This window comes from Leifsonia sp. P73 (assembly GCF_051059105.1).
GTDB lineage: Bacteria > Actinomycetota > Actinomycetes > Actinomycetales > Microbacteriaceae > Leifsonia.
The window spans coordinates 1,587,758-1,613,736 of sequence record NZ_CP194931.1 but is presented as its reverse complement, the minus strand read 5'-3'; the positions used below and the strand labels follow the sequence as shown (position 1 = coordinate 1,613,736).

Sequence of the window (25,979 nt, the reverse complement as noted above, 5' to 3'; positions counted from 1 at the left end):
GTCATCCCCGCAGCCGGAGGCCGCGCGGCGTGGCCAGGAACCCCGCCTCCGCGAGGGCCGCGCCGAGCGGGCTGCCGAGCACGTTCGCGCCGTTGACCGTCTCGATGGCGAGCTTGTCCACCCGACGGGAGGTCACCAGGCCGGCGAGCGCACGGGAGGCCGCCACGAGCGCGGGGCGCACGCCGTCGTCCTCCTGGTCCGCGAAGCAGAGCAGGCTCTTGCCGCCGCGCTCCACGTAGAGCGTGAGCTCGCCGTCGACCAGGGCGACCAGCGCGCCCGCCTTGCGGCCTGGCCGGTGGCCGGTGCCGCCCTCCACGCCTCCGGTCGGAGCGGAGACGGCCGGCCACGGCAGCGCGGCGCCGTACGCATTGGCGGGGTCGGTCGCCGCGAGGGCCACCGCGTCGAACGGCCGCGGCTGGGTGTGGTCGCGCGCGAACGTGCGCAGCCGGTCCACGGTCGGGCCGCTCGCGAACTGCGCGGCGCCCAGCGTCTCCACGAAGTAGCCGCGGCGCGCGCGCCCGCTGTCCTCGAAACCGCTGAGCACCTTGTAGGCCAGGGCGAAGCCTCCCGGCGTCCCCTCGTTCATCACCGAGCCGCGGGTGACCACGCCGTACCGGTCGAGCAGCGTCTCGGCCTGGCCGTGCGCGCGGACCGTGGAGTCCAGGTCACGCTCGGGGAGCAGCGACCAGCGGCCGGCGACGGTCGGCGGTCCCATCCGGGTGACCATCGCGGAGGTGCGCGGGGCGCCCACCCGGCCGCGGTACATCCGGGAGCGGGTCGGCTGGCGCGGGCGTTTGTGTGCGCCGCCGCCTCCGCCGGTCAGCGTGCGCAGGGGAGCAAGGGTGTCGTTCGTGACCAGGCCCGCCCACACCAGGTCCCACAGCGCGGTCACGAGCACGGCGTCCTCGATCGCCTCGCCGCGCTCGGCCCCGAGGGTGTCGGAGAGCTGCCGGAAGAAGTACCCGCCGCCGCGCGCGAGCGCCGCCAGGACGCCGCGCTGCAGCTCGTCGGGATCGTGGTCGGTCGGCGGGGCCAGCGTGAGCGGGGCCGAGTCGGCGAGGTTGAGGCTGATCCAGCCGTCGTTGCCCGGCAGCGAGCCGTCGCCCGCCCAGATCACTTCGCCGGTGGCGGTGAGCTCGTCCAGCATGGCCGGGCTGTAGTCCGAGACGCGGCTCGGCAGCACCAGCGACTCCCACGCGGAGGCCGGGATGCGCGCCCCGGCCAGCTGCTCGATGACCGACGCTACGGCGTCCACGCCGCGCAGTGCCGAGCCGATGTGCTGCCAGTCGCCCAGGAACCGCGCGAACGTGGCTGTCTCGACCGGCTCGACCTCCTGGCGGAGCGCCGCGAGCGACATCCGTCGGAGCCGCCGCAGGACCTCCGCGTCGCACCACTCGGAGCCGGTCGCGTGCGGGCGGAACTCGCCCTCCACGACGCGGCCGTCGCGGGACAGCCGGCGCAGCGCGTCGTGCACGATCGCGGGACCCAGGCCGAACCGGGAGGCGACTTCCGCGACCTCGAACGGGCCGTGCGTGCGCGCGTAGCGGCTCACGAGGTCACCGAGCGGATCGTCCACCGGCTCGATGAAGGCGACGGGTACGCCGATCGGGAGGGGGACGCCGAGCGCGTCGCGGAGGCGGCTGGCATCCTCGATCGCGGCGTACCGTTCCTCGCCCGCGATCGTGACGGCGAGGGCGCGCTTGGCGTCGACCAGGGAGGTCAGATGGGCGCGGGCAATGGGGAAGGTGGCGTGCGGAGGGGCGACCTCATCCGCATCCGAGTCGGCCTCCACCTCCTCACCCTGCAACCGCTCCGCCACCTGCGCGACCGTCAGCGGCCCGAGCAGTCGCAGCAGGTCGGCCACGCCCTCCGCGCCACGCACCCGCCGCTCCGGATCGAGCCGCTGAAGCTGCAGCTCCACCCGCTCGATCACCGACGGGTCGAGCAACTCGCGCAGCTCCGCGCGGCCCAGCAGCTCGGCCAGCAGGCCCGCGTCCAGCGACAGCGCCGCCGCCCGACGCTCTGCCAGCGGGCTGTCGCCCTCGTACATGAACGCGGCGACGTACCCGAACAGCAGCGAGCGGGCGAACGGCGAGGCCGTCTCGGTCGCGGCCTCCACCAGGGTGATGCGGCGCTGGGCGATGCTCTGCGCCACCTCGTCCAGCGCGGGCAGGTCGTAGACGTCCTGCAGGCACTCGCGCACCGTCTCCAGGATGATCGGGAAGCTCGGGTACTTACGCGCGACGTCCAGCAGCTGCGACGCCTTCTGCCGCTGCTGCCAGAGCGGCGACCGCTTGCCCGGGTTGTACTTCGGCAGCAGCAGCGCACGCGCCGCGCACTCGCGGAACCGGGACGCGAACAGTGCGGAGCCGCCGACCTCCAGGGTCACCAGCTCGTCAAGCTCGGCCGGCTCGAACACGAACAGCTCACCGCCCGGAGGTGTGGATTCCGTGTCGGGAATACGCACGATGATCCCGTCGTCCGCCGCCATCGCGCCCGCGTCGATCCCGTACCGCTCGCGGACGCGCGCCTGCACGGCCAGCGCCCACGGCGAGTGCACCTGCATGCCGTACGGGGAATGCAGCACGACGCGCCAGTCGCCGAGCTCGTCGCGGAACCGCTCGACCACCAGCGTCCGGTCGGTCGGGACGTGCCCGGTGGCCTCCTTCTGCTCGCGCAGGAACGCCAGCAGGTTGGCCGTCGCGAACGCGTCGAGCCCGGCCTCCACGCAGCGCAGCTCGGCGTCGGCGGGGGAGGCCGCGCTCAGCTCGCGCACGAACGCACCGACCGCCGCGCCCAGCTCGGCCGGCCGCCCGATGCCGTCGCCCTTCCAGAACGGCAGCCGCCCGGGCTCGCCGAACGCGGGCGACACCAGCACCCGGTCGTGGGTGATCTCCTGGATGCGCCAGCTCGTGGAGCCGAGCGCGAATACGTCGCCGACGCGCGACTCGTAGACCATCTCCTCGTCCAGCTCGCCCACCCGGCTGGCGCGCTCGCCGACCATGTAGACGGCGAACATCCCGCGGTCGGGGATGGTGCCGCCGCTGGTCACGGCCAGCCGTTGCGCGCCGGGTCGGCCCGTGAGCGTGCCGGCGTCACGGTCCCAGACGATGCGCGGGCGCAGCTCGGCGAACTCGTCGGACGGGTATCGGCCGGCGAGCAGGTCGAGGGTCGCGTCGTAGGCGCTGCGCGGCAGCGTCGCGAACGGCGCGCTGCGGCGCACGGTGTCGAACCAGTCGTCGGCGTCGAGCGGTTCCAGCGCCGTCGCCGCGACGGTCTGCTGCGCGAGGATGTCGAGCGGATTCGTCGGGATCCGCATCGTCTCGATCAGCCCGCCGACCATCCGCTCGGTCGCGACCGCCGAGTGGATGAGGTCGGCGCGGTGCTTGGGGAAGACCACCCCGCGCGACACCTCGCCGACCTGGTGGCCGGCGCGGCCGACGCGCTGCAACCCGCTCGCGACCGAGGGCGGGGCCTCCACCTGCACGACGAGGTCGACGGCGCCCATGTCGATGCCGAGCTCCAGGCTGGAGGTCGCCACGACGCAGCGCAGCCGCCCGGACTTGAGGTCGTCCTCGATCAGGGCGCGCTGCTCCTTGCTGACCGAGCCGTGGTGCGCGCGGGCGAGGACAAGCGACTCCGGATCGGCGACGGCGGCGGAGCCCTTGGTCTGGCCGGAGCCGCCCATCAGCTCCGCCGGCGGCCGGGCGGAAGCGCCTCCCGCCTCCCCGCCGAGCAGTCGCTCCTCGTACAGCTCGTTGAGCCGGGCGGTGAGCCGTTCGGCCAGCCGGCGCGAGTTCGCGAACACGATCGAGGAGCGGTGCTCCAGCACGCGGTCGACGATCGCCTCCTCCACGTGCGGCCAGATCGAGCCGGCCTGCGGTGCGGAGCCGTCGTCGTTGTCGCTCGCGTAGGTGGAGGTGCCGAGCTCGCTCATATCCTCGACCGGCACGACCACGCGGAGGTCGAACCGCTTGCCGGCGGGCGGCGCGACGATCTCCACGGGTGAGCTGCCGCCGAGGAACCGGGCGACCTCCTCCGGCGGACGCACCGTGGCGGACAGGCCGATCCGCTGGGCCGGCTTCTCCAGCAGGGCGTCCAGCCGCTCCAGCGACAGCGCGAGGTGCGCGCCGCGCTTGGTGGCCGCGACGGCGTGCACCTCGTCCACGATCACGGTCTCCACGCTGGTGAGCGTCTCGCGCGCCTGCGACGTGAGCATGAGGAACAGCGACTCGGGCGTGGTGATCAGGATGTCCGGCGGAGAGGTCACAAGCGCGCGGCGGTCGGACGACGAGGTGTCCCCGGAGCGGACGCCGACGCTGACATGCGGAGGCTCTGCGCCGAGCCGTCGCGCCGTCTGCGTGACGCCGACCAGCGGCGCACGGAGGTTGCGCTCCACGTCCACACCGAGGGCCTTCAGCGGCGAGATGTAGAGGACGCGCGTGCCGGGGCGGGCGTCGGGCGCCCGCTCCTCGCTCGCCAGCCGGTCGATCGCCCAGAGGAACGAGGCCAGCGTCTTCCCCGAGCCGGTCGGCGCGATGACCAGCGCGTGCCGCCCGTGCGAGATGGCCTCCCACGCGCCGGTCTGGGCGTCGGTGGGCGCGGCGAAGGCCCCGCGGAACCATTCACGGGTCGCGGGGGAGAACCGGTCGAGCACGTCGCTCATCGCCTCCATCCTGCTCCCCGCCACCGACACCGCCAAGGGGAGGCCGCGAGGGGCGCGGCCGGGGGCCGTCAGCGCGGCAGGTGCGCCCGGATGAAGGAGGAGATGTCGCCGAGCTCGAGCGGCGAGATCCCGTGGCCGAGCCCCTCGTAGATGCGCGCGTCCAGGTCCGTGTGGGCGGCCAGCCACGCGGCCGCGCGCGCGACACCGGCCGCGGGGATGGTGTCGTCGTGCGTCCCGCGGCCCCAGAACACCGGCAGCCGGCGATCGGCGAGGGCCGTGTCCCCGTCCTCCGCGCCCTGCACGACGAACGCGGACAGCGTCACCGCGAAGTCGAACCGCTCCGGCGCCAGGCGCATGAGCTGGATGGCGAGAGCGCCGCCCTGCGAGAAGCCGAGCAGGCCGGTCGGCACGTCCGGCTGGGCGTCCAGCCAGTCGAGGACGGCGCGAGCGGCCGCGTCGGCGTTGGCGGCGAGCGGGTCGACCGAGATGTTGGTGAAGCGCGAGAACCACGCGAAGCCGGGGCCTTCCGGGATCGGCGCCCGCAGCGAGGCGATCACCGGCTCCAGCGGCAGGTACGCCGAGATCCCGAACAGGTCGGCCTCGTCCGAGGCGTAGCCGTGCAGGAGGATCAGCCGGGGGCGGCCGACGCGGTCGGTCTCGCCGGCGGACCAGAGCACGGCCTCGTGGTCGAGGTGGAGCTCGGGGGCGGGGAAGGGCATGGTCCATTCTGCGCACGTCCGGTTGTCCTCCACAGCCCCCAGATCGCGGCGCAGTCCACAGATCGGTCTGTACTGGTGGCGGCGGGGTGCGGCATCCGTAGGATCAGTGCATGAGCGTGCGCACCCCCGACCCGGACCCGACCCCCGACCCGCTCGACGGCGACGGCGTCCAGCCTGGTCCCGCCTGGCTGAGCGACATCGAGCTGGAGCAGATCCGCCGGCGGCTGCCGCTGCTCTACGTGGAGGCCGTGCCGGTGCGGGTCGACGGCCTGGGTCAGGTCACCGAGGTCGGCGTCCTGCTGCGCGCGAACGCGGTCGGCGAGATCACACGCACGCTCGTCTCCGGCCGCGTCATGTACGGCGAGACGCTGCGGGAGGCGCTGTTCCGGCACCTGGAGAAGGACCTCGGGCCGATGGCGTTCCCGCTGCTGCCGGCGAGCCCTGTGCCGTTCCAGGTCGCGGAGTACTTCCCGCTGCCGGGGGTGTCGGCGTTCACCGACGAGCGGCAGCACGCGGTCTCGCTCGCGTACGTCGTTCCGGTGACCGGCACCTGCGAACCGCGGCAGGACGCACTCGAGATCACCTGGATGACGCCGGAGGAGGCGGTCTCGCACACGGTCTGCGAGGAGCTCGAAGGCGGTCGCGGGGTGCTGGTGAAGGCGGCGATGGCGTCCGTCGGCAAGATCGTCTGACGGGTTTTCTGTTTCTGCTTGCGCTCGTTAGCTAATGGTATTAGCTTTAGGGCTATGAACACTTCCATCGCTTCGCAGGTCCGGTACCTGCAGCGCCCCGAGGGACGCATCAGCTACACGGTCGAGGGCTCCGGCCCGCTCGTCGTCGCCGTCCCCGGGATGGGCGATCTCCGTTCCACCTACCGCGAGCTGACCGGCCCGCTGCTGGAGGCCGGCTACCGCGTCGCCGTCACCGACCTTCGGGCGCACGGCGAGTCGGACACCACCTTCCGCGAGTTCGGCGACGTCGCGACCGCGCGCGACCTGATCGCGCTGATCGACGAGCTGGGCGGCGACGCCGTCGTGCTGGGCAACTCGATGGGCGCCGCGGCCGCCGCCTGGGCCGCCGCCGAGCGCCCCGACGCGATCGCCGGACTCGTGCTCTACGGCCCGCTTCTGCGGGACCCCGCGATGAGCCGATTCGCCGTCGCCTCCATCCACGGCATGTACCGCGTGCTGTTCACCGGCCCGTGGGGCCCGGCCTTCTGGGCGGGCTACTACCGCTCGATCAACAAGGGCCGCACCGCCCCGTGGCTGAGGGAGCACACCGCCGACCTCAAGCGCAATATGAAGGAGCCCGGCCGGCTGCGCTCCTTCCGCCACCTCACCCTCCAGCTCACCCACTCGGTCGTCGAGCCCCGGCTCCCGGAGGTGAAGGCGCCCATCCTCGCCTTCGTCGGAGCCCTCGACCCCGACTACAAGGACCCGGCTGCGGAGGCCGATTGGATCGAGTCCCTCGGCGCGGAGGTGGTCCGGGTGCCCGAATCGGGCCACTACCCGCAGGCCCAGCGGCCCGACGTGATCGTCCCGGCGACGCTGCGGTTCCTGGCGGAGCGGCGCGGGAGCGGATGGGGTGCGGCGCGTGCGTAGCGCGCAGGACGACGCCGCGAGCGCGGTCGCACACCCGGGTGACGCCCGTGCCTAGGGCCGGCCTGACCCGCGCCGCCGTCGCCGCCGTGGCCCTCGACGTCGTGGACGCCGGCGGCGTAGGCGGCCTCGACAAGCTGACCCTCGCCGCCGTGGCCTCCCGCGCCGGCGTGGCGGTGCCGAGCCTCTACAAGCACGTCGCGTCGCTCGATGACCTGCGCCGCGTCGTCGCGACCGAGTGCGTCACCGAGCTGACCGGCGTGCTCGCCGAGGCGACCATCGGCCGCTCCGGTCCGGACGCCCTGCACTCGGCGGCGGACGCCGTCCGCGCCTACGCCCACCGCCATCCCGGGCGCTACGCCGCGACGCAGGTCGCCCCCCACCTGGGATCGGAGGAGGACGCCGAGCTCGCGGCCCGCGCAGCCGAGACCATCGCCGTCCTGGCCGCGGCCCTGCGTGGCTTCGGGCTGCCGGAGGAGGCGACGGTCGACGCCATCCGGATGCTGCGCAGCGCCCTCCACGGCTTCATCACCCTCGAACTCGGCGGCGGCTTCGGCCTCCCCGACGACCTCGACCGCAGCTTCCGCCTCCTCATCGACGGCATCGAGGCCGGCATCGCCACCCTCACCCCCGCCCACCCCTGACCCGCCCCGGGTGGGTGGCCGTTAGCAGGCAACGGAGGAGATCCGGCCGGGTTTGGGCGGGATCTCCTCCGTTGCTGGAGGTTGGTGGGCTGGGTCAGCCGCGGGCGCGGCGGGTGCCCCGTCCCCGGCTGGTGCTGCCGCTCACGACGTCGCCGACGCGGAGGCCCTGGCGCGGAGCGCCCGCGCGGCCCGATCCGCCGCGGCCATTGGACGCCTGAGGCGCGCCGTTGCGGTCGGCAGCGGGGCGACCCTCGCCGCCCGCGCGCCCTCCGCGGCCGTGACCGCGGCCCGCGCCGTCGCCCGTCGCAGCCGCGACGTCCCGGCCGGAGTTCCGGCGGTTGCGGCCCGTGTTGCTCTGGCCGGAACGGTTCCCGGCGCTGTCGCCGCGCGTGGCCTGGCCGCCGTCGCGCCCGGCGTCGCCGGCCGCCCGGTTCTGGCCGCCGCGGCGCCGCCGCCCGCCGTTCCCGGAACCGGAACCGGAGCCACCCGCGGCGCCCGCGCTACGGCCGCCGCTCCCGCCCCGGCCGCCGCCGTTGCCGCCCGCGGCGACCGGCGCCGGCGCGACGCGCTCGGCGCGCTCCCCCACCAAGGCAGCCACCGCTGCCGACTCCGCCGTCACCCGCTGCGGCGTCGCCGTGATGGCCGCCGCGCGCAGCAGCGACTTCACGTCGCCCGCCTGCTCCGGCAGCATCACGGTCGCGACGTCGCCCGCGCTCCCGGCGCGCGCGGTGCGACCCGAGCGGTGCAGGTACGCCTTGTGCTCCGCGGGCGGGTCGACGTGCACGACCAGCTCCACATCGTCGACGTGGACGCCGCGGGCGGCGACGTCCGTCGCCACGAGCACGCGCACGTCCCCGCTGCCGAACGCCGCGAGGTTGCGGTCGCGCGCGCCCTGGCTGAGGTTGCCGTGGAGGTCGACCGCGGGGATGCCTGCCGACGTGAGCTGCTTGGCGAGCCGCTTGGCCTGGTGCTTGGTGCGCATGAACATGATGCGGCGGCCGCGACCGGACGCGAGCGCCACGATCAGGTCCTTCTTGGCGTCCTGGTCGCTCACCTCGAAGACGTGGTGGGTCATGGCCTCCACGTGGCTCGTCGCGTCGTCCACCGAGTGCAGCACCTCGTTGGTGAGGAACTTCGCCACGAGCTTGTCGACGCCGTTGTCCAGCGTCGCCGAGAACAGCAGGCGCTGACCGCGGGCCGGCGTGGCGTTGAGGATGCGCGTGACGGTCGGCAGGAAGCCGAGGTCCGCCATGTGGTCGGCCTCGTCCAGCACCGTGATCTCCACCTTGTCGAGGTGGACGATGCCCTGCTTCATCAGGTCTTCGAGGCGCCCGGGGCAGGCGACGACGATGTCGACACCGGCCTGCAGTGCGGTCACCTGGCGGCTCTGGGAGACGCCGCCGAAGATCGTCGTGGTGGTCAGGCCGAGCGCGGCCGCGAGCGGCTTGAGGGTGGCGTCGATCTGGGTGGCTAGCTCGCGGGTCGGGGCGAGCACGAGGCCGCGGGGCCGGCGGTAGCCGCGGGAGGGACGGCCTCCCGCCACGGACGCCGCGAGGCGCGCGGCCATCGGCAGCGAGAACGCGATCGTCTTGCCCGAGCCCGTCTTGCCGCGCCCGAGGACGTCGCGTCCGGCGAGCGTGTCGGGCAGGGTGTCGGCCTGGATGGGGAACGGCTCCGACTTGCCGTCGGCCGCGAGGACGGCGACGAGGGGAGCGGGCACGCCGAAGTCGGCGAAAGTCTGGTTGGTCACAAATGCCTTTCTGGCAGGGTTCGCCCGTGAGGGCTGGTCCGGCGGCGTCGCAAGAGGGCGACGTCTTCGCCGGAAAGAAGAGGGTGGTGCGCGGCGGGGGTCCGCCCGGCGCTCGCGCAGGCCGGCGGCGCCGGCATGCCAGCAGTGCTGGTCCACCGAGTCTAGTGGTACGCGCCGCATGATTGCTGGGAGCGCATTCCTAGCCTGACGTCGTAGACTATCGGCCCGTAATCCCGGAAGGTGGTTCGCGCGTGCAGGAATCCGAGCTCGATCGTGAGCGCACCGTCGTCTCCGGCCTGTATGAGCGCCTCGACACGCTCCGGGCGGAGACGGAGGAGCGGCTGACGCGGGTGCGCCGCGAGAGCGTGGGGAGCAACCACCAGGCGCGCAGCGAACGGGACGCCTTCGCTCGCCTGTACGAGGACCAGCTCGTGCAGCTTCGCGACGTGGACGCCCGGCTCGTGTTCGGGAGGCTGCTGCTGGAGGAGAAGGTCGACGGCACCGACCACCGCTACATCGGCCGCGTCGGCCTGCGCGACGACGACCAGCGCTCGTTGCTCGTGGACTGGCGTGCTCAGCAGGCGAGCGCCTTCTACCAGGCGACCGCGAACGAGCGGATGGGCGTGCGCGCCCGTCGCCACCTCACCATGAACGGCCGCCAGGTCGTCCGGATCGACGACGAGGTCTTCGACGAGGCGCTGCTCGACGGCGACGCGTCCGGCGAGAAGGTTCAGGGGGAGGGTGCGCTGCTGGCGGCCCTCACCGCGCAGCGCACCGGGCGCATGCACGACATCGTCGCGACCATCCAGGCCGAGCAGGACCGCATCATCCGCTCCGACATGCGCGGCGCCCTGGTGGTCCAGGGCGGCCCCGGCACCGGCAAGACCGCGGTCGCACTGCACCGCGCCGCCTACCTCCTGTATGCGAACCGGCAGCGGCTGAGCGCCTCCGGCGTGCTCGTCGTCGGGCCCTCGCCCGCGTTCCTGCGCTACATCGAGGCCGTCCTCCCGTCGCTCGGTGAGACCGGCGTCGTGATGCAGACCCTGGGCGAGCTGTTCCCCGGCGTGGAGGCCACGACCGAGGACGCGCCGGAGGCCGCGCGCCTGAAGGGCTCCATCCAGATGGCGCGGCTGCTCTCCCGCGCCGTGCGGTCGCGGCAGAAGGCGCCGGCCGAGCCGCAGACGATCGTGGTCGACAACGAGCGCCTCGTCGTCCAGCCCGACCTCGTGCAGCGCGCGCTCTTGAAGGCGCAGCGCACCGGCAAGCCGCACAACGTCGCCCGCGTCACGTTCGTCAAGCAGGCGCTCGGCGAGCTGACGGACCAGCTCGCCGCCCAGCTCCGGGCCGGCGGCTCGACGATCGACGAGGCGGACCTCCGGGTGCTGCGGGAGGACCTGCGCACGTCGTACGACGTCCGCGTCCTCCTCAACACGGCCTGGCTGCCGCTCACCCCGCAGAAGCTGCTGCAGGACCTGTACGCGCGCCCGTCCTGGCTGGCCGAGCTGACGCCGCGCTGGACGCCGGCGCAGCGGGAGGCCCTGCTGCGCGACCGGACGGCTCCGTTCACGATCTCCGACGTGCCGCTGCTGGACGAGGCGGCCGAGCTGCTGGGCGACTTCCCCGGCCGCGCGGACTACGCCTCGCGCGAGCGGGACCGTCAGCGCAAGCGCGACCTGGAGAACGCGCGGGCGGCCATCCGCAACATGGGGGTGCAGGGCCTGGTGAGCGCCGAGCAGCTCGCCGACGGCTTCGCCGAGCAGGAGGATCGCGGCACGACCGCCGAGCGCGCGCTCGCCGACCGGTCGTGGACCTACGGCCACGTGGTCGTGGACGAGGCGCAGGAGCTGTCGGCGATGCAGTGGCGCGTGCTGGTGCGCCGCTGCCCGATGAAGTCGTTCACGATCGTCGGCGACATCGCCCAGGTCGCCTCGGCGGCCGGCGCGACGAGCTGGGACGAGGCCCTCAGCCCGGTGTTCAAGGACGCCTGGCGCCTGGAGGAGCTGACGGTCAACTACCGCACGCCCGCGCAGATCACGCGCGAGGCGGAGCGGATCGCGGCGGAGGCCGGCCTCCCGATCACCCCGACCCGCGCGGTGCGGGAGGGCGACTGGCCGATCCGTCGCGTACCGGCGGACGACGCCGGGCTCGCGGAGGCCGTCGCGGAGGCCGTCGCGCACGACCGGTCGCTCGACGCCGAGGGGACCCTCGCGGTGATAGCGACGGCCGCCGAGGTGGAGGCCGTGGCGGCGGCGGTGCGCTCGCGGTTCGGCGATGCGGCGGCGCGCGGCGCCGCGGGGCTCACGCGGCCGATCTCGGTCCTGACCGGGTACGAGGCGAAGGGGCTGGAGTTCGACGCGGTGGTCCTGGCCGACCCGGCGGCGCTCGCCGCGGAGTCGGTGCGCGGGGCGGCGTCGCTGTACGTGGCGATGACCCGGCCGACGCAGCGGCTCACCCTCGTCGCCCGCTGACCCGCACCCGCCTCCAGACCAGCGAAGGGCACGTTGTCGTCACTTCTGGCGCCCACAAGTGACAACGACGTGCCCCTCGGTGTCAGGATGACGGGGATGCGACCTACTCCCCGGGGTAGCGCTCGCCGACCGGGACCTCGACCGGGAGCGTGTTGCCCGCCTGCGCGAGCGGGCACGCCCAGGCCGGGTCGTAGGCGCAGGACGGGTTGTAGGCGAAGTTGAAGTCGAGGACGATCGTCGTCTCGTCGTCGTCGGCCGTCATCCCCAGGTCGGAGCCCTTGATCGTGTCGATCAGGTAGCGGCCGCCGCCGTAGGTGCCGCCGCGGCGGCCCGCCAGGGCGTCCTTCACGGGGACGAACAGGCCGCCGCCGTATGAGGCCAGCTTCCAGACGTCGAGCGAGCCGGCCAGCGGGACCCGCACCGTGCCGAGCAGCTGGAACGGCACGACGCCGTCCGTGCCGGTCTCCACGTCCATCCGGGTCGCCTCCTCGGCGGGATGGATCGGCAGCTCGAAGCGCCAGTCCGGGTCGTACGGCGACACCGGGAGGCCCGTGAAGCGATCGCGGTCCTCGTCCAGGAGCGGGGACGCCGGGTGCGACGAGAACAGGTCGTTGCGGCAGGAGATCCAGTGGGCGTGGGCGGCGGCCGGGTCGGAGGCGGCGATCCGGCGCACCGACGCGTACAGCGCGAAGACGCTGCGTCGCCAGTCCGCGGTCTGCACGGCGGTGGCGACGCGGCCCGGCCGGGGGCGACCTCGGGGGTGGGCTCGGGGGTGATGGTGCTCATGCTGCTGCCTCCGTCGTGGCTGTATCCGGTTCGGGCGTGGGTGGATCGTATGCCCAGGTGGGTGCGAGGCGGCGCAGGCGGAGGCCGCGCCACTGCCAGAACGCCCACAACCCGTACCAGGCGAGCGGCGTCACGACGCCGGCCCGCACGACCAGCCGGTCGCGGTACAGAGTGCGGACCCGGCCGTCCTGATCCGGGCCCGCGGGGTCGGGGGCGATCGCCATCCGGTGGTCGAGGTGCGGGATCGCCGAGAGCACGCCCCCGACGCCGCCGCCGCTGTCGCGGAGGATGCGTGTCGCGCGCTCGCGCGGGTCGGTCGAGCGCAGTGTGTCGAGGCGGATGGCCTGCGTCCCGACAGTGAAGGCGCCGAGGGCGCGGACGCTCACCCGGTGCTCCGCCGTGTCCCACACGGTCGGGAAGCCCGCCGGCTCGTCCGACCGGAAGTCCACCCACGGCAGCGCCACCTCGCGGAAGGCCGTGGGGCTCTGCAGGGCGCGCCAGGCCGCGTCCGGGTCGCAGTCGAGGATGAGCTTCAGGAGGACTCTCACGCATCCCAGTGTCACGCATCCACTGCTCCGGGGGCAGTCACTCTCGGCGCACTCCCGGACGCGCGTGCCAGCCCGTTACGCGCGAGCGGCCTCCTCCGCCCGTGCCAGCAGAAGCGCCCGCTCCCGCTCGTTCCCGGTCATCGCCGCCGCCCGCCGGAACTCCTCCTCGGCTTCAGCGGCCCGGCCCAGCTTCAGCAGGAAGTCGGCCCGGACCGAGGGGAGCAGGTGGTACGACTCCAGCGCGCCGTCCAGCACCAGCCGGTCCACCACGTCGAGGCCCGCCTCCGGGCCGTACGCCATCGAGAGGGCGACCGCGCGGTTGAGCTCCACGACGGCGGACGGCTGGAGGGCGGCGAGCGCGCCGTAGAGCGCGACGATCTCCTCCCAGTCGGTGTCCTCCGGCGCGGGGGCGGTCGCGTGGCAGGCGGCGATCGCGGCCTGCAGCGCGTAGGGGCCGCGGCCGCGCGAGCCCACCAGCCGGTCGGCGCGGGCGAGCGCTGCGACTCCGCGGCCGATCAGGATGCGGTCCCAGCGGGTGCGGTCCTGGTCCTGCAGCAGGATCGGCTCGCCGTCGGCGGTCGCCCGCGCGGGGAGACGGGAGGCCTGGAACTCCATCAGCGCGACCAGGCCGTGCACCTCCGGCTCGCGCGGGGTGAGCTCGGCGAGCACGCGGCCGAGGCGGAGGGCCTCCTGGCAGAGGTCGGGGCGCATCCAGTCGTCGCCGGCGGTGGCGGAGTAGCCCTCGTTGAAGATCAGGTAGACGACCTCCAGCACCGACGCCAGCCGCTCGGGGTACTCGGCGCGGTCGGGCACCTCGAACGGGACGTGCGCGGCGGTCAGCGTCCGCTTGGCGCGCACGATGCGCTGCGCGATGGTCGGCACGGGCACGAGGAACGCCCGCGCGATCTCCTCGGTGGTGAGTCCGCCGAGCAGCTTGAGCGTCAGCGCGACCCGCGCGGGCGGCGCGAGAACGGGGTGGCAGGCGACGAACACCAGGCGCAGCAGGTCGTCCTGGATCTCCTCCTCCACGACGGCGGCCGGGTCGTCGTCCTCCTGCTGCTCCAGGTCGCGGGCGAGGGCGGCGTAGCGCTCGTCGAGGCGTTCGCGGCGGCGCCAGCCGTCGATCGCGCGGCGCTTGGCGACGGTGGTCAGCCAGGCGCCGGGAGTGCGCGGGATGCCGGCCTCCGGCCACTGCTCGAGCGCGGCGACGAGTGCGTCCTGGGCGAGCTCCTCGGCCAGGCCGACGTCGCCCGTCCACCGGGCGAGCCCGGCGACGAGCTTGCCGGACTCGATGCGCCAGACGGCCTCCACGGCCTCGGCGGCGGCCCGATCGGCAGCCGTGCGCTCCCGTTCCACCACGGCCGCTCCTCCCGCGCTCACGTGTCCGCCGCCCCGGTCAGGATGCGGCGCACCTCGACTCTGCCACGGCCGAGGGGGAGGCGTCGCGCCCATTCGACGGCTTCGGCGCGATCGGAGGTCTGCACGATCCACACCGCGGCCGGGCGCACCGGGGACAGCGGCTGCAGGTCGGCGTCGGTCCGGGGGCCGCCGAAGGTCAGCTCGACGTGCGTGCCGTCGTCGTCCGCGAGGACCTCGCCCACCAGGAGCACCCCCGCACGGATCAGCTCGACCGTGTACCGCTGGATCGACTCCGCCGGCGCGGGGCCGTCCGTGCTGAGCATGAGCAGGTAGCGCATCCGTGGTCCTTCCGTCGGGGCACAGGTCGAGCACTCGTAGAGACGTCGAGCCGGAGGGCCGGGAATCGACACCGCAGCCGGTGCCGCTGGGATGTCGGGCCCGGGATGTCCGCCGTGTGCGCTACAACGGGAGCATGGCGATCCGCTACTGGCTGGGCGTGGTGCACCACGATCACGTGCTCCGCGGCGTCGCCGGCGGCTACGCGCAGGTCAACCACGGCGCCCGCGCACCGCTGGAGCGGATGGGACCGTCGGACGGGTTCGTGTTCTACTCGCCGCGCGAGTCCTTCGACGGCGAGCCCCTCAAGCAGTTCACGGCGGTCGGGAGGCTGGCCGACGCGGACGTGTTCCAGGCGACCCAGGGAGCCCAGATGCGCGGCCCGAACGGCGACTTCCTGCCCTGGCGTCGCCGCGTCGACTGGGACCACGATGCGGTCGCGACGCCGATCCGCCCGCTGCTGCCCTCCCTCGACTTCACCCGCGACAAGCGCGACTGGGGCTACCAGCTCCGCGCCGGCCTGATCGAGCTGACAAGGCACGACTTCGACCTGATCCGCGACCAGCTGCGGCACACCCCCGGCGAGCAGCGGCCCTCCACCGCGCGCCGCGCCGACGGGTCGCGTCGCACGGGGCAACACGGGAGAACTGCGTTCAGCGCCGAGTTACGCTGATTCGGTGAGCTCGCAGACCGACCCCTCGACCGTCCCCGCCGCCCACCGCCAGGCCAAGTATCAGGTGCGCTTCGACTGGGCAGCGGACGGGGCCGCCGCCGTCACGGCGGACGCCGACGTGGTGGTCTGGGTCGACGCGATCGAAGACCGGCCGGTCGCGGAGGCCGACGCGCTGCCCGGAACGGGCGCCGTCGTCGCCTCCGGCCTCGCCGACGCCGCCGCGGTGGCGGAGTGGATCCTCGCCGAGCAGGTGCGTCTCGGCCGCCGCGCGATGGTGGCGCTCGTCGCCGCGGGCGGCACCTCGGCCGGCGGCGGCACGCGCTTCGCGGTGGAGGACCTCCTCGCCGCCGGCGCAGTGGTGGACGCCCTCGCGACGCTCGGGATCGACTACAGCTCGCCGGAGGCCGCGGCCGCCTGTGCCGCCTTCACCGGGCTGCGCGGCGCCGTCGCGCACCTGCTCACGGCGTCGGCCTCCGGTCAGGAGCGCATCGCCGCGGGGAGGACGTCGCGGCGCTCGCCGCCTCCGGGCGGCTCGGCACGGTCGGCGAGGTCCGCGTGCTGCGAGCCGCCTGAGCGCTCGGTACGAAGTCCCCTGCCTCGGAATGATCCCGCGCGAACGGGTGTTCAGTGCAGTCAGGAGGTTTTGCACCCATGAAAGCAATTCTGAACGACACCGTCATCGCCGAGGCCCCGACCGAGGACCTCATCCGCATCGAGGGCAACTGGTACTTCCCGCCGCAGAGCGTCAACTCCGAGCACCTCGTGGAGTCGGCGACTCCGTACACGTGCCCGTGGAAGGGCGAGTGCCAGTACTTCTCCGTCAAGAACGGCGAGGCCGTACTCCAGGACCGCGCGTGGAGCTATCCAACGCCGTACCCGAGCTCGTTCGACCGTGTCGGCAAGGACTACAGCAACTACGTCGCGTTCTGGAAGGACGTGCGCGTCGTCGACTGACGGCTGGCGAACACGCGGTAACCGGGCTGATGCAGGTTTGCCGACTACGCTTGTCGTGAACCGCACGACCTGGGAGCCGACCCTGAGCATCATCCTCGGATACGATCCGTCCACGCTGCGCGAGCGTGTCGACCTGCGGGCTGCCGATGAGCGGCTCGACGAGCTCGGCAGCCTGCGCAGCTTGAGCGCGCTCAACGAGAAGACCGTGCTGCTCCGGCTGCTCGGCCGGCTGGACGAGGCGTACACGCTCGCCAACGAGGCGGTGCGGCAGGCGCGCTTCACCGGCGACCGCGAGCAGCTTCTCGGTGCGCGCATCCGCCGCGGCCAGGTGCTGCAGTACCAGGGCAAGTTCGACGAGGCGATCGTGGAGCTGACCGGCTGCGTCGACGAGGCACGCGGTCGCGACTGGACGGCCCTGGAGGCGTTCGCGGTGCAGAACCGCGGCAAGGTGCACTTCGATATGAAGGAGTACGAGAGCGCGCTGTCCGACATGACGGCCGCCGTGTTCCTGCGCGAAAAGCTCGGCGCGTCTCCCGCGGAGATCGAGGGAGCGCTCACGGCGGTGGCCGTGGTGCAGCGGTTCCTGGAGGCGCAGCGCGCCGCCGCGGGCTCCGGCGAGGGCGACCTCGGCGGCGGAGACGGCGTCGGCTCTCCGGCGTAGGATTCCTCGCATGAGCCGACCAGGGAGCCGACGCTGATGGCAGAGCTCGATCGCGTGCGCCGCTGGGCCGAGGCGCTCATCGCCCTGCATCTCGACCCGGCCACCTGGAGCTTCGACTTCGACAACGCGAAGACGCGCGCCGGGCTGTGCAACTACACCGCCAAGCGCATCACGGTCTCCCGCTACCTCGCGGCCCGCTACGAGGACGACGACATCCACCAGATCCTGCTGCACGAGGTCGCCCACGCTCTCGCGGGCTCCCGCGCCGGGCACGGTCCGCGCTGGCGGGCGATCGCGCTCGACCTCGGCTACGAGGGCAAGCGGCTGCACGGCGGTGCGATCGCGGACGACCTGGCGCCCTGGGTGGGCACGTGCCCGCAGGGCCACACGCACTACCGCTACCGCAAGCCGGCGCGTGCGCTCGCGTGCGGGGCGTGCAGCAGGCGGTTCGACTCGGCGAACCTCATCTCCTGGGTGCACCGGGAGGTCTCGACGGCTCAGCGGCGGATGGCCGCGGCTGCGGCGACCGAAGCGCTCGACGCGGACTAGGCGCGGGCTCGGCTACGCCGTCGCCACCGCGAGCCGGGCATCCAGCCCGTCGCGCACGGCGGGCCACTCCTCGCGCAGCACCGAGTACACCGCGGTGTCGCGCCAGGTGCCGTCCGCCCGCGGCTGGGTGTGCCGCAGCACGCCCTCGAACGTCGCCCCGAGCCGCAGGATCGCGGCCCGCGAGCGCTCGTTGAGCACGTCGGCCTGCAGCTTGACGCGCTCGAACCCGTGGTCGAAGGCCGTGCCGAGCAGCAGGCGCTTGGTCTCGGCGTTGACGCGCGTGCCCCAGACCTCCGGCGCGTAGGCGGTCCAGCCGATGTGCGCCGAGCCGTTCGGGAGGTCGAAGTCGCCGAGCGTCGTGGTCCCGACGATGCGGTCGCCCTCGCGGAGGCAGACCGCGGTGACATTGGCGGTGTCCCAGGCCAGGTAGCGGAGGATGAACTCCCGCCACTCCTCGTAGGTGTCGCGGTATGCCGCGAGGCCGCCGCCCCAGCCGCCCTCGAACACCGCGGGGTGGCCGATCGCGTCGTGCAGGTCGGGGAGGTCGTCGTGGGTGAGCGCCCGCAGGCGGACTGTCGCGCCCTCCAGCACGGCACCGGGATCTGGACGGGTCGCTGTCATCCGCCCAGTATCGCAGCAGGCCCTGGGAGCCGCGGCGTCTGCGGCGGCTCCGGAAACCCACTAAGTTGGTTCGGTGCCTACCGACGCCCTCCTGCCCCGCGAGACCGGGCAGTGGATGGATGACGCGGAAGGTCTGCGCTGGTGGTTCGACTCCGGCGCACTCGCTCTCGACTTCGCCTACACCGGCGGGGCCGACGTCCTGGGCGGCGTCGACGGGGCGGCGGATGACACCCAATGGCGGTCGGTGGACGATGCCGGCCAGCTCGGCGCGTGGCTGCAGTCCCGCTTCCCGGAGGTGGCCGCGACGACCGGCGAGCGCGAGTTCCGCGACGCCGAGATGCTGCGCGCGGCGATCGGCCGGCTCGCCCGCCAGGCCAGCCGCGCGGAGACCCTCGGCCCGGCCGACGTGGATGTGGTGAACCTGTTCGCCGCGACCCCCGACATCCCGCCGGTGCTGGCCGGCGGCGGCCGCCAGGCCGGGCGCACTCTCGCCCGCCCGCACCAGGCGCTCGGCACCGTTGCGCGCGACGCCGTCCGGCTGTTCGGACCGGACGCCGACGGCCGCATCCGCGAGTGCTCCGCCGACGACTGCGGACTGGTGTACCTGGACACCTCCCGCAGCGGCAACCGGCGCTGGTGCTCGATGCAGCGCTGCGGCAACCGGGCGAAGGTGCGTGCGCACCGCGCCCGCGCGGCCGGGCGGCGTGCGGGTGTCGGCGCGGGTATCGCAGAATAGGCGGATGGAGCCCAGCCCCGATCCGGCCCGTGTCGAGCATGCGAGCGTCGACCTCAACAGCGACCTCGGCGAGTCCTTCGGCGCCTGGAGGATGGGCGACGACGCCGCGATGCTGCGGCTGGTGACCAGCGCCAACGTCGCGTGCGGCTTCCACGCCGGCGACCCGTCCACGATGCTCGCCACCTGCCGTCTGGCCGCCGAGAACGGCGTCGCCGTCGGCGCGCACGTCTCGTACCGGGACCTCGCGGGCTTCGGGCGGCGCAGCATGGACATCCCGGCCGTGGAGCTGCGCGACGAGCTGCTTTACCAGCTCGCCGCGCTCGCCGGGATGGCGCGCGTCGCCGGAACCGCCGTGCGCTACGTCAAGCCGCACGGCGCCCTCTACAACCGGATCGTCCACGACGAGGCGCAGGCCGCGGCGGTAACGGAGGCCGTGGCCGGGTTCGACCCGTCGCTGCCGCTGCTCGGCCTCCCCGGTTCGGCCGTCGAGCGCGCGGCCGGCGCGCGCGGCCTCCGGTTCGTCCGCGAGGCGTTCGTGGACCGCGGCTACCGCGCCGACGGCACCCTCGTCCCGCGCACGGAGCCCGGCGCCGTGCTCTCCGACGTGGCCGCCATCGCCGCCCGCGCGGTGCGCATCGCGCGCGAGGGCGTGGTGGAGGCCGCCGACGGCGCCTTGGTCGCCGTCGCCGCCGACTCCCTGTGCGTGCACGGCGACACCCCTGGCGCGGTGCGGATGGCGGAGACCGTGCGCCGGGGCCTGGACGAGGCCGGCATCGCGGTGAGGCCGTTCGCGTGAGCGGCCGGGTGATTCCGTACGGTGACAGTGCCCTGCTCGTGGAGTTCGGCTCGCTGGACGACGTGCTCGGGATGCTGCCCGCCCTCCAGCGCACCCGTCCGGCGGGCGTGCTCGACCTGGTCCCCGCGGCGCGCACCATCGCGATCGTGCTCGACCCGCACGTGCTGAGCCCGGCCTCCGCGAGCGGCTGGGTCGAGCGCACAGTCCCCGAGCCGGCCCGGACCGCCGACGAGGAGGTCGTCGAGCTCCCTGTCCGGTACGACGGCGAGGACCTCGCCGAGGTGGCCGGGCTCCTCGGCATCACGCCGGCCGAGGTCGTGGAGCGGCACACGGCCTCCCGGTGGCGGGTCGCGTTCGGCGGCTTCGCGCCCGGCTTCGCGTACCTCGTCACCGACCACGACGGCCTCGTCGTCCCGCGCCGCGCGACCCCGCGTACTGCGGTGCCGGCCGGCTCGGTCGGCCTCGCCGGCGGGTTCAGCGGGGTCTACCCGCGGTCGAGCCCGGGCGGCTGGCAGCTCATCGGCCGCACCGACGCGACGCTGTGGGACGCGACGGCCGACCCGCCTGCGCTCCTCCGTCCCGGCGTCGTGGTGCGGTTCACGGCGGTGACGGGATGAGCGGCCTCCGCATCCTCCGGACCGGCCCGCTCGCCCTGGTCGAGGACCTCGGCCGCCCCGGTCTCGCCGCGGTCGGCGTGAGCCCGTCCGGCGCTCTCGATCGCGGCGCGCTCGGGCTCGCCAACCGGCTCGTCGGCAACCCCACGGACACGGCCGGGCTGGAGCTCCTGCTCGGCGGGTTCGCCGCGCGGTTCGAGTCGGCGGCGTGGTTCGCCGTGACCGGAGCGGCGACCCGCGTCACCCTCGACGGCCACCCGGTCGACCCCGACACCGCGGTGCACGCCGGCGCCGGCGCCGAGCTCCGGATCGCGCCGCCGGTGGTCGGCGTCCGCAGCTACCTCGCGGTGCGCGGCGGAATCGCGGTGGAGGCTGTGCTCGGCTCCCGCTCGCGCGACACCCTCGCCCGCCTCGGCCCTGCCCCGCTCGCGGAGGGCGACCTCCTCCCGTTCGGCCTCGAGCCCGCCGACCCGGTGCCCTCGGTCGATTTCGTCCCCACCGCCGACCTCGGCGACGGCCCCCTGGAGGTCCGCGCCCACCGCGGTCCGCGCGCGGACTGGTTCACCCCCGCCGCCCTCGACGCGTTCTTCACAGTGGAGTGGCGGGCGAGCGCGGACGGCGACCGGGTGGGGGTGCGGCTCGACCCGCCGCGGATCCCGGCGCACGCGCGGGGCGTGGATCCGGCCCCGCCGCTGCTCCTCGAACGCGCCGTGCGCGACGAGCTCCCGAGCGAGCCGATGGTCGCCGGCGCGGTGCAGGTGTCGCCGGACGGCCGCCCCACCGTGCTGCTGGCCGACCACCCGGTGACGGGAGGCTACCCGGTGATCGCCGTCGTCGCCGCGCGCTCGCTCGACGCCTTCGCGCAGCTCCGCCCCGGCCAGGCCGTCCACTTCCGCCACGCCTGACGCCGAAGGGCACGTAAACGCCCCTAAAACGCGTCGGTAGGGGCGTTTACGTGCCCTTCGGCGTCACTCGCGGCGGGTGCCGGACTGGAAGATGCTGCGGGCGGGCGGCGGGCTCGGCACGCTCGTCGCGTCCGTCACGATCGGCGCTCCCGCGGCGAACGTCCGCAGTTCCGCGCCCGCCACGGCCTTCGCGGGATGCGGCCCGCTCGCGAGCAGGCGCGGCAGCCACTCCAGCGGCAGCGGCGAGTTCGACCCGACCAGCACCACGTTGCCGAAGCGGCGCCCCTTCAGCACCTGCGTCTCCGCCAGCGCCGCGACGTTCTCCACGACCGCGCCGAGCGTCGACACCTGGCTGCGCGCGAACGTCAGCGGCGGCCCGTCCGCCACGTTGACGAGCACGATGCCGTCCGGCTTCAACAGCGAGACCGCCGAGCGGTAGAACTCCACGCTCGTCACGTGCGCGGGCGTCCTCGCGCCGCTGAAGATGTCGATGACCAGGAGGTCGACCTCCCCGCGCAGGCCGGCCGGCAGCTTGCCGACGACCTCCCGCGCGTCGCCGTGCCGGATGCGGATCTGCGCGTAGCGGGGGAGCGGCAGGTTCTCCCGCACCAGGTCCACGAGCCTGCTCTCCAGCTCCACCACCTGCTGCCGCGACCCGGGCCGGGTGTGGGCGATGTAGCGCGGGAGGGTGAGCGCTCCCGCTCCCAGGTGCACGGCGGTGATCGGCTGACCGGGCTCGCCCATGAGGTCGATGACGTTGCCCATCCGCTGGATGTACTCGAAGAACAGCCGGCTGGGGTCGTCCAGGTCGACGTGCGACTGCGGCGTCCCGTCGACCACCAGCTGGTACGCGCCCGGCACGAAGCGGTCCGGCTCGATCGTGGCGAGGTAGCCGCTCTCGGCGAGGACGACCGAGGGGAGCGGCGGGTTCTGTGGCACGGCGTCCAGCGTAGTCCGCGGCCTCCACCCGATCTCCACCCTCCTCTCCACCCGGTCTCCGCCGCCGGGCGGTCCCGGCGCGGCCGCCCGGGCGCGACTCTTGAGGGGTGCCGGACATCCCGGCCGGAAGGACTCCCACTCATGAACGTGCAGACGCTGACCAACGCGATCCTCATCCTGCTGCTGATCGGCTGGGTGGGATACCGGCAGCTGACCTGGCGCCCGGTGTCCATCGCGAAGATGTGGCGCTTCCCGGCGATCATGTCGGTGGTCGGCGTCGTGCTCATCGTTCAGCAGATGAAGCCGACGTCGCTCACCCCGCTCGATCTGGCCGTGGTGGCCGGGGAGCTGGTGCTGTCGCTGGCCGTGGGCGCGTGGATGGGCGCGATCGCGCACTTCCGCCCGCTGGAGTCGCCCATCCGGCTCGGCGACGACGCCCGGTACATCGCCACGTACGAGTCGCGCACCGGCGTCCTCGGGATCGTGCTCTGGGTGCTGGTCATCGCCGTCCGCGTCGGCGTGGACGTGCTGGCCTCGATGGCCGGCGCGCACCTGGCGACCGCGACCGGCGTCATCTTCCTGGTGTTCGCCGCCAACCGCGCCGCCCGGACCGCCGTCTTCGCGGCGCGTCTCGATCGGCACGCCGCGCTCGCCGCATGATGGTCTCGTGGACTTCTGGAGCAGACCGGGCCTGCTGGCGCTCGTACTGAACATCCTCGGTGCGGGCGCCGTCGGCTGGTCGCTGGTGCGCACCCACGCCGGGGACCGCCCGGCGTGGGTGCTCGCGCTCGCGCTGTTCGCGGTGGCGGCGTGGCTGGCCCGGTCGGTCCTCACCTTCGTCGGCCGGCGGCGCGCGGCGCTCGTGATGTGCCTTCTCTCGGCGGCGACCGGAGCGTTCGTCGCGCCGGCCACTGACGGGCTCGCGATCGTCCCCGCGGCCGTGGCGGTGCTCTACCTGGTCGGCGACCCGACCTGGCCCCTGCCGCTCGGCGGGGCGGTCGCCGCGGTCTCGGCGGCGCTGGTCGCGGTGGGCGCACTCCCGTTCGGCTCGCCCGTGGCGGCGGTGCTCGGCGAGATGGCCGGGATCGTGCTGGCCGGCTTCGCGGGCCTCAGCCGGCGGCAGTTCCGCCTCACCGAGCAGCAGGGCGCGCTGCTGCGGGAGCGCGACCTGGCCATGCGGGAGGAGGCCGCCCGGGTGGCGATCGCCCGCGACCTCCACGACGTCCTCGCCCATAGCCTCGGCGGCCTGGTCATCCAGCTCGACGCGGTGGACGCGCTGCTGGAGGCCGGGGAGGCCACGGCCGCCCGGGAGCGCGTGGTGGCTGCCCGCGGACTCGCCGCGGACGGCCTCGCCGAGGCGCGGCGCGCGGTCGCCGCGCTGCGCGACCCGGACGGGGCGGCGCAGACGACCGTGACCGCTGCCGACTTCCGCGCGACGCTCGACGACCTGGTCGCCGCGCACCGCACGCTCGGCGGCATCGCCGCCCTGCACGAGTCGGGTTCGCCGCGGCCGCTCGACTCCGCCCAGGCGACCGCGCTGCAGCGCGCCCTCCAGGAGTCCCTGAGCAACGCGCGCAAGCACGCGCCGGGCGCGCCCGTCGACGCCGCGCTCGACTGGCAGGATGAACGCGTGCTGCTCACCGTCTCCTCGCCGCTGATCCCGTCGCCGGTCGCGTCGCACGGCGCCGCGCTCGCGACCTCGGGCGGCGGCCACGGCCTGGAGGGGATGCGCGAGCGCTTCTCCGCCCTCCCGCTCGGCGGCTCCGTGGCCGCGACCGCGGACGGCGGCCGGTTCACCGTCACGGCCGAGGCCAGGCTGGCATGAGCGGCACGGCTGGCATGAGGGACGACGCCACACCTGACCGCATCCGCGTCGTCGTCGCGGACGACCAGGCGATCATCCGCGACGGCCTGGTCACCGTCCTCGGCCTGCTGCCCGACATGGAGGTCGTCGGCTCCGCGTCCGACGGCGCCGAAGCGGTGGCGCTCGCCGTGGCCGAGCGTCCCGACGTCGTGCTGATGGACCTCCGGATGCCGGTGCTCGACGGCGTCGGCGCCACCGAGCGGATCGTGCGCGAGGCGCCGGGCTCCGCGGTGCTCGTGCTCACGACCTTCGCCGACGACGAGTCGATCCTGGCTGCGCTGCGCGCCGGCGCCCGCGGCTATCTCACCAAGGACGCCGGCCGCGCCGAGCTGGCCTCCGCCGTCCGGGCCGTGGCTCGCGGCCAGGCGACTTTCGCCCCGGAGGTCGGCGCCCGCATCATCGGCTCGCTCACCTCCGCGCCGCCTGCCAGGCCGGCCGACCCCGCCGGCGCGCTCGTGGAGCGGTTCCCCGCGCTCACCCGCCGGGAGGCCGAGGTGCTCGGACTCGTCGCCGACGGTCTCAGCAACGGCGAGATCGCCTCCGCCCTCTTCGTCGGCGGGTCCACCGTGAAGACCCACATCAACGCGATCTTCGCGAAGCTCGGCGTCTCCTCGCGCGCCCAGGCCATCGCGCTCGTCCGCAGCTGACGGACACCGGCCGCGCGGTCGCGTGTTCGGCCGACGAGGGGGAGGATGGGCCCATGACTGATCGGGTACTGGTGACGGGCGGCTCGGGTTTCGTGGGAGCGCACTGCGTGCTCGCGCTGCTGGAGGCCGGGTACTCGGTGCGGACGACCATCCGCTCGCCGCAGCGCGCCGCCGACGTGCGGTCGCAGCTGGCCGCCGGGGGCATCGAGGACGCGGGGGACCGGCTGGAGTTCGCCGTCGCCGACCTCCTCGACGACGCCGGCTGGGCCGAGGCGGTCGACGGCTGCCGGTTCGTCCTGCACGTGGCCTCCCCGTTCCCGATGACCGAGCCGAAGGACCCCGACGAGCTGGTGCGGCCGGCGAGGGAGGGCGCCCTGCGCGTGCTGCGTGCATCCCGCGACGCCGGCGTGGAGCGGGTCGTGCTCACCTCCTCCTTCGCCGCGATCGGCTACGGCCACGCCCCGACCAGGCAGCCGTTCACCGAAGTGGACTGGACCGAGCTCGACAGCGGCCGCCCCATCAGCGCCTACGTCCGCTCCAAGACGCTCGCCGAGCACGCCGCGTGGGACTTCATCGCCAAGGAGGGCGGCTCCCTGGAGCTCGCCACCGTCAACCCGGTCGGCATCCTCGGCCCGGTGCTCGGCCCCGACTACTCCAGCTCGGTCGAACTGGTGAAGCTCGTGAGGGAGGGCCGCCTCCCGCGCCTGCCCGACGTCTACTTCGGCGTCGTCGACGTGCGGGACGTCGCCGGCCTGCACCTGCTCGCCATGACCAAGCCGGAGGCCGCGGGCGAGCGCTTCCTCGCCACAGCGGGAGACGCCCTGGGCGCGCCGGAGCTCGCCCTCATCATCCGCGGCCACCTCGGCTCGCCCGCCGGCGACCGCGTGCGCACCGCCGTGATGCCGTCGTGGGTTCTGAAGGCCGCCGCTCCGTTCAGCCGCCGGGTGCGTGGGTCGCTGCCCGACATCGGCGTCTACCGCAACGGGTCCTCCGCGAAGGCGCGGACGGTCCTCGGCTGGCGGCCGCGGTCCCGCGAGGAGGCGGTCATCGCGACGGTGGATTCGCTGCCGCCGCGCCTGCACTGACGCGGGAATATCCGGCCGTCCGCGCCGTTATACACCGAGACTGCGCCTCCGGTCAAGAAAA

26 protein-coding genes are annotated in these 25,979 nt (G+C 74.1%); 17 read left to right on the top strand and 9 right to left on the bottom strand.

The annotated features are described in order from the left end of the window. Position 1: 1 nt before the first annotated feature. Entirely contained in the window at positions 2-4,666 is a 4,665-nt protein-coding gene (locus tag ACQ86L_RS08195) for an ATP-dependent helicase (protein ID WP_434318429.1), read from the bottom strand. 68 nt (positions 4,667-4,734) lie between these two features. Continuing rightward, positions 4,735-5,385 (bottom strand): alpha/beta hydrolase, encoded by a 651-nt coding sequence (locus ACQ86L_RS08190; protein ID WP_434318428.1) that lies wholly within the window; start codon positions 5,383-5,385, stop codon positions 4,735-4,737. Between the two features lie 110 nt (positions 5,386-5,495). Here ACQ86L_RS08190 and ACQ86L_RS08185 point away from each other — a divergent pair, with 110 nt between their 5' ends. The 3 genes from ACQ86L_RS08185 to ACQ86L_RS08175 are packed head-to-tail and all read left to right on the top strand — an operon-like array spanning position 5,496 to position 7,627. Further along, positions 5,496-6,077 carry an NUDIX hydrolase family protein gene (locus ACQ86L_RS08185; RefSeq protein ID WP_345833998.1) on the top strand — a complete coding sequence of 194 codons (582 nt, stop codon included), beginning with the start codon at positions 5,496-5,498 and terminating at the stop codon, positions 6,075-6,077. 54 nt (positions 6,078-6,131) lie between these two features. After that, entirely contained in the window at positions 6,132-6,986 is an 855-nt protein-coding gene (locus ACQ86L_RS08180) for an alpha/beta fold hydrolase (RefSeq protein ID WP_434318427.1), read from the top strand. A 47-nt stretch (positions 6,987-7,033) separates the two neighbouring features. Further along, positions 7,034-7,627 carry a TetR-like C-terminal domain-containing protein gene (locus tag ACQ86L_RS08175; protein ID WP_434318426.1) on the top strand — a complete coding sequence of 198 codons (594 nt, stop codon included), beginning with the start codon at positions 7,034-7,036 and terminating at the stop codon, positions 7,625-7,627. A gap of 94 nt (positions 7,628-7,721) precedes the next feature. Here the strand turns inward: ACQ86L_RS08175 and ACQ86L_RS08170 are convergent, their stop codons facing one another. Next, positions 7,722-9,377 (bottom strand): DEAD/DEAH box helicase, encoded by a 1,656-nt coding sequence (locus ACQ86L_RS08170; RefSeq protein ID WP_434318425.1) that lies wholly within the window; start codon positions 9,375-9,377, stop codon positions 7,722-7,724. Between the two features lie 251 nt (positions 9,378-9,628). Between ACQ86L_RS08170 and ACQ86L_RS08165 the strand changes: the two genes are divergently transcribed. Then, positions 9,629-11,845, top strand: a complete 2,217-nt coding sequence (locus ACQ86L_RS08165) for a HelD family protein (protein WP_434318424.1) — start codon at positions 9,629-9,631, stop codon at positions 11,843-11,845. A gap of 103 nt (positions 11,846-11,948) precedes the next feature. On the opposite strand, the gene ACQ86L_RS08160 is transcribed toward ACQ86L_RS08165, so the two are convergent. The 4 genes from ACQ86L_RS08160 to ACQ86L_RS08145 form a co-directional block, all read right to left on the bottom strand. Further along, positions 11,949-12,566, bottom strand: a complete 618-nt coding sequence (locus ACQ86L_RS08160; protein WP_434318423.1) for a DUF1684 domain-containing protein — start codon at positions 12,564-12,566, stop codon at positions 11,949-11,951. A 61-nt stretch (positions 12,567-12,627) separates the two neighbouring features. Continuing rightward, complete coding sequence (locus tag ACQ86L_RS08155) at positions 12,628-13,179, bottom strand: hypothetical protein (RefSeq protein WP_434318422.1); 552 nt, start codon at positions 13,177-13,179, stop codon at positions 12,628-12,630. 75 nt (positions 13,180-13,254) lie between these two features. Then, entirely contained in the window at positions 13,255-14,538 is a 1,284-nt protein-coding gene (locus ACQ86L_RS08150) for an RNA polymerase sigma factor (RefSeq protein WP_434318421.1), read from the bottom strand. A gap of 17 nt (positions 14,539-14,555) precedes the next feature. Then, positions 14,556-14,876, bottom strand: coding sequence for a YciI family protein (locus ACQ86L_RS08145; protein ID WP_434318420.1), 321 nt, complete (start codon positions 14,874-14,876; stop codon positions 14,556-14,558). 134 nt (positions 14,877-15,010) lie between these two features. Here ACQ86L_RS08145 and ACQ86L_RS08140 point away from each other — a divergent pair, with 134 nt between their 5' ends. Genes ACQ86L_RS08140 through ACQ86L_RS08120 form a run of 5 tightly spaced genes read left to right on the top strand, consistent with a single transcriptional unit; the run spans position 15,011 to position 17,711 of the window. Then, positions 15,011-15,547: an EVE domain-containing protein gene (locus tag ACQ86L_RS08140; protein ID WP_434318419.1), complete on the top strand. Its 537-nt coding sequence runs from the start codon at positions 15,011-15,013 to the stop codon at positions 15,545-15,547. Positions 15,548-15,551: 4 nt separating this feature from the next. Continuing rightward, the gene (locus ACQ86L_RS08135; protein ID WP_434318418.1) at positions 15,552-16,202 is read left to right on the top strand and encodes a 2-phosphosulfolactate phosphatase; all 651 of its coding nucleotides are present in this window, start codon (positions 15,552-15,554) and stop codon (positions 16,200-16,202) included. Next, entirely contained in the window at positions 16,199-16,501 is a 303-nt protein-coding gene (locus ACQ86L_RS08130) for a DUF427 domain-containing protein (protein ID WP_434318417.1), read from the top strand. Before ACQ86L_RS08135 ends, ACQ86L_RS08130 begins: the two co-directional genes overlap by 4 nt. A 55-nt stretch (positions 16,502-16,556) precedes the next feature. Further along, positions 16,557-17,162, top strand: coding sequence for a hypothetical protein (locus tag ACQ86L_RS08125; RefSeq protein ID WP_370054632.1), 606 nt, complete (start codon positions 16,557-16,559; stop codon positions 17,160-17,162). 36 nt (positions 17,163-17,198) lie between these two features. Beyond that, positions 17,199-17,711, top strand: coding sequence for a SprT-like domain-containing protein (locus ACQ86L_RS08120; protein WP_434318416.1), 513 nt, complete (start codon positions 17,199-17,201; stop codon positions 17,709-17,711). Positions 17,712-17,723: 12 nt separating this feature from the next. Here the strand turns inward: ACQ86L_RS08120 and ACQ86L_RS08115 are convergent, their stop codons facing one another. Beyond that, complete coding sequence (locus ACQ86L_RS08115; protein ID WP_434318415.1) at positions 17,724-18,332, bottom strand: GNAT family N-acetyltransferase; 609 nt, start codon at positions 18,330-18,332, stop codon at positions 17,724-17,726. A gap of 73 nt (positions 18,333-18,405) precedes the next feature. Between ACQ86L_RS08115 and ACQ86L_RS08110 the strand changes: the two genes are divergently transcribed. Genes ACQ86L_RS08110 through ACQ86L_RS08095 form a run of 4 tightly spaced genes read left to right on the top strand, consistent with a single transcriptional unit; the run spans position 18,406 to position 21,383 of the window. Beyond that, complete coding sequence (locus tag ACQ86L_RS08110; protein ID WP_434318414.1) at positions 18,406-19,068, top strand: CGNR zinc finger domain-containing protein; 663 nt, start codon at positions 18,406-18,408, stop codon at positions 19,066-19,068. Positions 19,069-19,072: 4 nt separating this feature from the next. Beyond that, positions 19,073-19,864 carry a LamB/YcsF family protein gene (locus ACQ86L_RS08105; RefSeq protein WP_434318413.1) on the top strand — a complete coding sequence of 264 codons (792 nt, stop codon included), beginning with the start codon at positions 19,073-19,075 and terminating at the stop codon, positions 19,862-19,864. Beyond that, the gene (locus ACQ86L_RS08100) at positions 19,861-20,481 is read left to right on the top strand and encodes a 5-oxoprolinase subunit B family protein (protein WP_434318412.1); all 621 of its coding nucleotides are present in this window, start codon (positions 19,861-19,863) and stop codon (positions 20,479-20,481) included. The genes ACQ86L_RS08105 and ACQ86L_RS08100 overlap by 4 nt, the downstream gene beginning before the upstream one ends. Beyond that, on the top strand, positions 20,478-21,383 hold the full coding sequence (locus ACQ86L_RS08095) for a biotin-dependent carboxyltransferase family protein (RefSeq protein ID WP_434318411.1): 906 nt from the start codon (positions 20,478-20,480) through the stop codon (positions 21,381-21,383). Before ACQ86L_RS08100 ends, ACQ86L_RS08095 begins: the two co-directional genes overlap by 4 nt. A 63-nt stretch (positions 21,384-21,446) precedes the next feature. Here ACQ86L_RS08095 and ACQ86L_RS08090 read toward each other — a convergent pair whose 3' ends face one another. Next, a complete protein-coding gene (locus ACQ86L_RS08090; RefSeq protein ID WP_434318410.1) occupies positions 21,447-22,322 on the bottom strand; it encodes a spermidine synthase in 876 nt (291 codons plus the stop codon). A gap of 141 nt (positions 22,323-22,463) precedes the next feature. Here ACQ86L_RS08090 and ACQ86L_RS08085 point away from each other — a divergent pair, with 141 nt between their 5' ends. The 4 genes from ACQ86L_RS08085 to ACQ86L_RS08070 are packed head-to-tail and all read left to right on the top strand — an operon-like array spanning position 22,464 to position 25,918. Further along, positions 22,464-22,982, top strand: a complete 519-nt coding sequence (locus ACQ86L_RS08085; RefSeq protein ID WP_434318409.1) for a hypothetical protein — start codon at positions 22,464-22,466, stop codon at positions 22,980-22,982. A 7-nt stretch (positions 22,983-22,989) separates the two neighbouring features. Then, the gene (locus tag ACQ86L_RS08080) at positions 22,990-24,147 is read left to right on the top strand and encodes a sensor histidine kinase (protein ID WP_434318408.1); all 1,158 of its coding nucleotides are present in this window, start codon (positions 22,990-22,992) and stop codon (positions 24,145-24,147) included. Next, the gene (locus ACQ86L_RS08075; RefSeq protein ID WP_434318407.1) at positions 24,144-24,833 is read left to right on the top strand and encodes a response regulator; all 690 of its coding nucleotides are present in this window, start codon (positions 24,144-24,146) and stop codon (positions 24,831-24,833) included. The genes ACQ86L_RS08080 and ACQ86L_RS08075 overlap by 4 nt, the downstream gene beginning before the upstream one ends. Positions 24,834-24,886: 53 nt before the next feature. Continuing rightward, positions 24,887-25,918, top strand: coding sequence for an SDR family oxidoreductase (locus ACQ86L_RS08070; protein ID WP_434318406.1), 1,032 nt, complete (start codon positions 24,887-24,889; stop codon positions 25,916-25,918). Positions 25,919-25,979 lie beyond the last annotated feature (61 nt).

Excerpts from the sequence above, each read along its gene's own strand:
- ACQ86L_RS08145 (WP_434318420.1), bottom strand. The coding sequence starts at position 14,876 with ATGCGCTACCTGCTCATGCTCAGCACGGACGGCCCCGCGCCGGCGGAG.
- ACQ86L_RS08095 (WP_434318411.1), top strand. The coding sequence starts at position 20,478 with ATGAGCGGCCTCCGCATCCTCCGGACCGGCCCGCTCGCCCTGGTCGAG.
- ACQ86L_RS08075 (WP_434318407.1), top strand. The coding sequence starts at position 24,144 with ATGAGCGGCACGGCTGGCATGAGGGACGACGCCACACCTGACCGCATC.
- ACQ86L_RS08085 (WP_434318409.1), top strand. The coding sequence starts at position 22,464 with ATGAACGTGCAGACGCTGACCAACGCGATCCTCATCCTGCTGCTGATC.
- ACQ86L_RS08140 (WP_434318419.1), top strand. The coding sequence starts at position 15,011 with ATGGCGATCCGCTACTGGCTGGGCGTGGTGCACCACGATCACGTGCTC.
- ACQ86L_RS08070 (WP_434318406.1), top strand. The coding sequence starts at position 24,887 with ATGACTGATCGGGTACTGGTGACGGGCGGCTCGGGTTTCGTGGGAGCG.
- ACQ86L_RS08105 (WP_434318413.1), top strand. The coding sequence starts at position 19,073 with ATGGAGCCCAGCCCCGATCCGGCCCGTGTCGAGCATGCGAGCGTCGAC.
- ACQ86L_RS08130 (WP_434318417.1), top strand. The coding sequence starts at position 16,199 with ATGAAAGCAATTCTGAACGACACCGTCATCGCCGAGGCCCCGACCGAG.
- ACQ86L_RS08115 (WP_434318415.1), bottom strand. The coding sequence starts at position 18,332 with ATGACAGCGACCCGTCCAGATCCCGGTGCCGTGCTGGAGGGCGCGACA.
- ACQ86L_RS08180 (WP_434318427.1), top strand. The coding sequence starts at position 6,132 with ATGAACACTTCCATCGCTTCGCAGGTCCGGTACCTGCAGCGCCCCGAG.
- ACQ86L_RS08190 (WP_434318428.1), bottom strand. The coding sequence starts at position 5,385 with ATGCCCTTCCCCGCCCCCGAGCTCCACCTCGACCACGAGGCCGTGCTC.
- ACQ86L_RS08185 (WP_345833998.1), top strand. The coding sequence starts at position 5,496 with ATGAGCGTGCGCACCCCCGACCCGGACCCGACCCCCGACCCGCTCGAC.
- ACQ86L_RS08195 (WP_434318429.1), bottom strand. The coding sequence starts at position 4,666 with ATGAGCGACGTGCTCGACCGGTTCTCCCCCGCGACCCGTGAATGGTTC.
- ACQ86L_RS08120 (WP_434318416.1), top strand. The coding sequence starts at position 17,199 with ATGGCAGAGCTCGATCGCGTGCGCCGCTGGGCCGAGGCGCTCATCGCC.